This window comes from Mesorhizobium sp. M7A.F.Ca.ET.027.02.1.1, from assembly GCF_004022985.1.
In the GTDB taxonomy this organism is placed as follows: Bacteria; Pseudomonadota; Alphaproteobacteria; order Rhizobiales; family Rhizobiaceae; genus Mesorhizobium.
The window spans coordinates 1-6,166 of the sequence record NZ_RZOL01000369.1 but is presented as its reverse complement, the minus strand read 5'-3'; the positions used below and the strand labels follow the sequence as shown (position 1 = coordinate 6,166).

Annotated in this window: 6 protein-coding genes; all 6 read right to left on the bottom strand. The window is 64.5% G+C overall.

Going from position 1 to position 6,166, the window contains the following annotated elements; all coding sequences use genetic code 11:
- Positions 1-1,060 (bottom strand): alanine--glyoxylate aminotransferase family protein (locus EN749_RS28485; RefSeq protein ID WP_145991034.1); only part of this gene is annotated, 1,060 nt, incomplete at its 3' end.
- A gap of 26 nt (positions 1,061-1,086) precedes the next feature.
- Entirely contained in the window at positions 1,087-1,893 is an 807-nt protein-coding gene (locus tag EN749_RS28480; protein ID WP_127397755.1) for a 4-pyridoxolactonase, read from the bottom strand.
- 47 nt (positions 1,894-1,940) lie between these two features.
- A complete protein-coding gene (locus EN749_RS28475) occupies positions 1,941-2,876 on the bottom strand; it encodes an ABC transporter permease (protein ID WP_127267958.1) in 936 nt (311 codons plus the stop codon).
- 3 nt (positions 2,877-2,879) lie between these two features.
- Positions 2,880-3,977, bottom strand: coding sequence for an ABC transporter permease (locus EN749_RS28470; RefSeq protein WP_127809462.1), 1,098 nt, complete (start codon positions 3,975-3,977; stop codon positions 2,880-2,882).
- Entirely contained in the window at positions 3,974-5,542 is a 1,569-nt protein-coding gene (locus EN749_RS28465) for an ABC transporter ATP-binding protein (protein ID WP_128364406.1), read from the bottom strand. The genes EN749_RS28470 and EN749_RS28465 overlap by 4 nt, the downstream gene beginning before the upstream one ends.
- 77 nt (positions 5,543-5,619) lie before the next feature.
- A partial coding sequence (locus EN749_RS28460) for a BMP family ABC transporter substrate-binding protein (RefSeq protein WP_128364405.1) occupies positions 5,620-6,166 on the bottom strand: 547 nt, incomplete at its 5' end.

Genomic DNA, 6,166 nt, shown 5'->3' with positions numbered 1-6,166 from the left:
GCGGGGCTGCCGGTCCCATATGGCCGATGCGCGTCAGCTTTCCCAAGGTCTCGCCGCGGCCCGACGAAAACACCACGCCGTAACGGGCGCGCGCGGCCTGGCGAAGCGCCTTCTCGTCGACACCGTCGGGCGTGCGGACAGCGGTCGTGGTCGGCGACGCGATGCTGTCGCTGGCAGCCCAGATCGACAGGCCCATCGCGGCAACGCCGGCGCGCATGGCCTTGGCGGTGAGTGCATGGCGCGCCCACACCGCCTCCGGTCCCTCATTGAGGTAGAGGTCGAGCGCGACATCGAGCCCGTTGATCTCCGAGACCGACGGCGTAAATGGAAACGGCTTGTCCCGCGACCACGCATGCTCCCAGTCGACGATGCTCAGCATCGACGCGCGCGGCGCCAGGGGATTGGCCTTCATCTTGGCCCAGGCCCGCTCGCTGACACCCATCATCGTGAGGCCGGGAGGCGCGCCCAGGCATTTGTTCGGGCCGGTGACATAGATATCGGCCTTGCAATCCTCGGGATGCGTCTTCATGCCGCCAAACGACGAGACGGCATCGACGATGAGATAGCCGCCATGCGCTGAAACCAGCGCACCGATGGCGTCGATCGGATTGATGGTGCCGGACGGCGTGTCGTGGTGGCAGACGGAAACGACGGTGATCTCCGGATGCGCCTTCAGCATTGCCTCGACCTCCTGCGGATCGATCGCCTCGTTATAGGGCACCTCGATCTCGAGCAGATGTGGCGAATAACGCTTCGCCCAATAGCCGAACCCCTTGCCGTAAACGCCTGAGGCAAGGTTGAGCACGACATCGTCCGGCGTGATCAGCGAGGCCGCGGCGGCCTCCAGGCCAAGCACCGGCTCGCCATGCAGGATGACCGGCTTGTTCGACAGCCGCATCGCCTTTTGCGCCTTGTCGACCACACCTTCGTAGAAAAGCTGGAACGCCGGGTCGTAGTCGTAGAGCACCGTGCGCCCGAGGCCGCGCAGCACTTCGGCATAGGCGTTCACCGGCCCCGCGGTCAGGGTGATGACCGGATCGGCATGTTCGAGATAACGCATCGTCGTGGTCTCCGGATTGGCAGGGGTCAGCCGTAGAATTGCGTGCCGGTCCTGTAGGTCTTGAAGTTGTCCATGTCGTGCGAGTACATCAGCTCGGCGCCATAATCCTCGGCGAGTTTCTTCACCTTGCGCATCGAATTGACGCCCGCCACCGGGTCGATGTGAAAGGCCGCCTGGCACAGCGTTTCAAGGCTCTTCTGCGTATAGGCCGCATCGATCGTGAACATGATCGGCTTGCGCTTGGGGAACTCCACCAGCAGGCTGTAGTGGCCGATCGAATGGCCGGGCGTCGAGATCAGCCGGACGCCCCGGGCAAGCTCGACGTCGCCGTCGATGCCTTCAAAGGTCGAGTTCGCCCGTGTCGTTCCCGCAAGCAATTGCCCGGTCGCGCCACGCGCTTCGGCAGCCTCCGCCGAAAAACTCAGATCGGAATAGCCGAGATGTTCGAAAGGCTGGGGATTGCACGCCTGCGGCACCTCGGTCCGGTGGCAGATCTTCTTGGCATGCGGAAAATACTTGTTGCCGCCGCAATGATCGAAGTGGAAATGCGAGTTGACCACGACGTCGATGTCCTTCGGCTCAAGGCCGAGCAGCGCCAGGGCGCCGGGGATGGTCTGGTGCTTTTCCTGGATCGGCTTTTCGAATGGCAGCACCTTCATCACATGATCGTAGTCGTAGCCGGTGTCGATGAGGAACCGGCCCTCGGCATGTTCGATCAGGATCGAATAGACCGGGAAGCGCACTTCGCCGCCAGGGCCGCGATTCCAGAACACATGATAGCCGTCGAGAACGAGCGAGCCGCCGTCGAGCAGGTAGACCTTGGTATCCGACATTCTTGCCTCCTTTATTGGCGCGGGTCCCGTCCGCGCATGAATTGTCCTCAGCGCGCGCCGCGCTCGTATGGAATCCCGAGCGCCGCCGGCAGGCTCGCGCGCCGGCCGAACAGCACCAGCATGATCATCACCGCCAAGAACGGCAGCATCTGGATGATGTCGGTCGGTATGTTGATCCCGGCCACCTGCATGGCCGTCGTCAGCGACAGGCAGACACCGAACAGCAACGCACCGAACAGCACCCAGATCGGGCGACCGCGCGCCAGCATGGCCAGCACGATGCCGAGAAAGCCCGCGCCATTGGTGATGAACGGAATGAACAGCCCAGCCCCGACATTGGCGAGATAGGCGCCGCCGAGCCCAGCCAGCGCTCCGGTCGTCAACACGGCGATGGTGCGGGTCCGCACGACATCGATGCCGGCGACATCGAGCGCGGCCGGCTTGTCGCCTGCCGCCTGCAAATTGAGGCCGAGTTGCGTGCGCCGATAGAGGTAGCTCATGCCGAAAACCAGCGCGACCGCCAGATAGACGATCAGATGATGCTTGAAGAATGCAGGCCCGATGACCGGGATGTCCGAAAGCAGCGGGATGACGGTAGCATCCGCCGCGGGCAGGCGCGGGTAGCTGCGTGAGAACTGGAAATGGTGGAGCAGTGCCGTCAGGCCCTCGAGCCCCAAGGTCAGCGCGATGCCGATGACGATCTGGTTCAGCCCGATGCGCACGCAAAGCAGCGCCATGACAAGCGCCACCGCAGCACCCCCGGCGGCACCGGTGAGAAAGCCCAGCCACAGCGACCCGGAATAGAAAGCGCCGACAAAGCCGAGATAGGCGCCGGCCAGCATCATGCCTTCGATGCCGATATTGAGCACGCCCGCCTTCTCGGAGATCTGCTCGCCGAGCCCGGCAAGCAGCAGCGGGATCGCCGCGGTGACGGCGCCGAACAGGAGCGCGCTGAGAAAGACTTCGCTGAACAGCCCGGTCATGCCCTAGGCCCTCCGCGACTGGTTGTATCGGTGATCGAAATATTCGGCGAGCGCGAGCACGATCAGCACGATGGAAACCAGCACCAGAGTGAAATGATTGGGCACGCCGAGCCGGCGCGCCGCGCTCTCGCCGCCGATCGAAAGCACCGAAAGCAGGAACACGAAGCCGATGGCTGCAAAGCCGTTCATGCGGGCGAGAAACACGGCGGGTATCACCGCAAGCCCGTAGGCGGGATTCCAGTCGGCGCGGACATTGCCCTGGACGCCGATGATGTCGACGGCGCCGGCAAGCCCGGCCAGCCCGGCCGAAATGGCGAAGACGGCGACGGTCAGGCCGGGGACACCGAGTCCCGAGTGAACCGCCGCGCGTGGATTGGCGCCGACGATCCTCAGCTTCAGCCCGAACGCCGTGCGCGTCATCACCAGATGCACGATGACGATCGCCGCCAGCCCAAGCAGCAAGCCGCTGGTGATGGTCGTTTCGAACAGGCGCGGCAACCGGTCTTCCACCGGCAGCGTACGGGTCTGCGGCACGGTCGTGTTGGGGTCGCGAAACGCCAGCTTGACCAGCACATTGGCGAGCGAGGTGCCGAGGAACGTCATCATCAGCGTGGTGATGATCTCGTTGACGCCCTGATAGGCACGCAGCAGGGCCGGCACCAGCGACCAGATCATCGCCACCACCATGGCGATGAGGAACGAGCAGACCAGCGCCAGCCAGGCTGGCATGACCTGCACGAACATAGGAGCGCTGGCCGCCGCCGTCACCGCGCCGAGCAGGAACTGGCCGTCGCCGCCGAGATTCCACATGCCGGCGCGAAAGGCCACGATCAGGCCGGCGGCAAGAAACAGCAGCGGCGCCATGCGCGTCAGCGTCTGCTGGATGCCGAGCGGCGAGAACAGTCCTTTCTCCAGCACGAAGCCGTAGTAGGCGAGCGGGTCGACGCCGACCGCAAGCAGGATACAGCCGGCTATGACGAGAGCGATGAGGATCGGGCCGAGCGTCATCAGCAACCGATGCGCGATGTCGCGACGCGTCGTTGCCCCGCTCGTGGCATCGAGTGCGGTAGCACTGACCGTGGGTGCGGTGTCGATGCTCATGCGGCAAGTCCGATCATCAGGCGACCGACCTTGGTGCGGGCGTCGTCTACGTTCTCGACGGTGCCGACCAAAGCTCCCTCGGCGATGACGGCGATGCGGTCGCACAGACCAAGCAATTCCTCGAGGTCGGTGGAGATCAGCAGCACCGCAAGGCCACGCGCCGCCGTGTCGCGAATGCGCTGGCGCGACGCCAAAGTGTTGGCGAGATCGAGCCCGTAGGTCGGCTTGTTGAAGATCACCACCTTGGCGCCTTCAGCCAGTTCCCGTGCCAGAAGCACCTTCTGGATGTTGCCGCCGGACAGCCGCGCGACGGGCGTCTTCAGGCTCGGCGTACGCACGTCGTATTCGCGCACGAGCTGCGCGGCGCGCTTGTCGATCTCCGCGCGCTGCTCGACGCCGTTGCGCCAGAACGGGGCCGCGCCGACCTGCTTGAGGAAGAAGTTGATCGAGACCGGGAAGGTTCCGACAGTGCCCTCGCCCAGCCGGTCGTCGGTCAGGTAGCGAAGGCCGCGCCGGCGGCGCTCGCCGACGCTCAGCGTCTCGATGGCGGCGCCGTCCAGCCGTATCGAGCCGCCGGCAGCTGTACGCTGGCCGGCCAGCGCTTCCGCCAGTTGCTTCTGGCCGTTGCCGTCGATGCCGGCAATGCCCAGGATCTCGCCCGGGCGGATGTCGAAGGAGATCGACGACAGGCCCGGCGCATTGTCCGTCGGCGCGACCGCCAGATCCGCGACCTGAAGCAGCGGGGCCGCTTCTGCTCGGGCAGTGCGGACCGGACGCTCGACGGCTTCCGGATCATCCTTCTGCTTGCCGAACATCAATCCCACGATCTCGGAGACGATCTCCTGTTCGCCCAGCGCGCGAAACCGCTCGGGCGGGATCTCGCCGACCTTGCGGCCAAGCTTCAGCACCGAGATTCGGTCGCCGAAGGCAGCCGCCTCCTTGAGCTTGTGGGTGATGAAGACGATCGCCAGACCCTGCTCGACGAGGCGGCGCATCAGCGCGCCCAGTTCGTCGATACCTTTCGGCGTCAGCATGGAGGTGGACTCGTCAAGGATGAGCAGCCGGCTGTTGCGCAGCATCGCGCGCAGGATCTCGACCTGCTGCTGCTCGCCGAGCGACAACTCCGATACCTTGGCTTGAAGCTTGACGGTGATGCCGAGCGTGCCGGTGATCTCGGCGACGCGCGCCGCCAGTTCCTCGGTCCTGGGGCGTTGCCACCACGGCCCGCCAAGCAGGAGATTTTCCGCCACCGTCAGCGTCGGCACCAGCATCATGTGCTGGAATACGGTGCCGATGCCGAGTGCCAGCGCATGGCGCGGCGAGGTGATCGGCGTCGGTTTGCCGTCGACCAGTATGCGTCCTTCGTCCGGCTGCTGCAGGCCGGACAACATGCCGATCAGTGTCGATTTTCCAGCGCCGTTCTCTCCCAGCAACACATGCACTTCGCCCGGGCGGATCGACAGGTCGACGCTGTCATTGGCAACGATGCCGGGGAACCGTTTGGTCACGCCTTCAAGCGCGACGATGTCGCGCCCTGCAACGGACGATGAAGAAAAACCGCTCATGAAAGCCCAGCACCAAAAAACGGGAATCGTCCGGAGGGGTGAACGGATCACCCCTCCGGCAGCCGACCGTGATCGCCTTACTGGGCGACGCTGGTCATCAATGCCCTGACGGCGGCCGCGTCATAGACCGGCTCGACCTTGATCTTGCCGGAAATGACGTCCTCGCGCAGCGCCTGGATTTCCGTCCAGACATTGTCCGGGATCGCAGCGGTCTTCAGCAGCTTGACCGAGTCGTCCTTGAGGCCGATCGTATAGTGTTTGGTGCCGAACGTGTCGGCCTTCAGGTCGGCAATCATCGCAGCATAGACCGGCTCGATGTTCCACACCACCGACGACAGCAGGAAGCCCTTGTCGATCGGTGACTTGTCGCCGATGACGTCGATGAAATAGACCTTGCCGCCATCGGCTGCCTTGGTCGTCTCGACCGCCTGCAGCATGCCGAAGCTCGAACCGTTGCCTTGGCCGAAGATGATGTCGGCACCCGATGCGATCACGCTTTCGGTGACGCGCTTGCCGCCGGCCGCATCGCTGTAGGCGGCAGGGCCGATCACCGCATAGGTGATCTTGACGTCAGGATTTTCCGCCTTCACGCCTTGTGCGAACGCCGCCGACTGCGAATTCCAC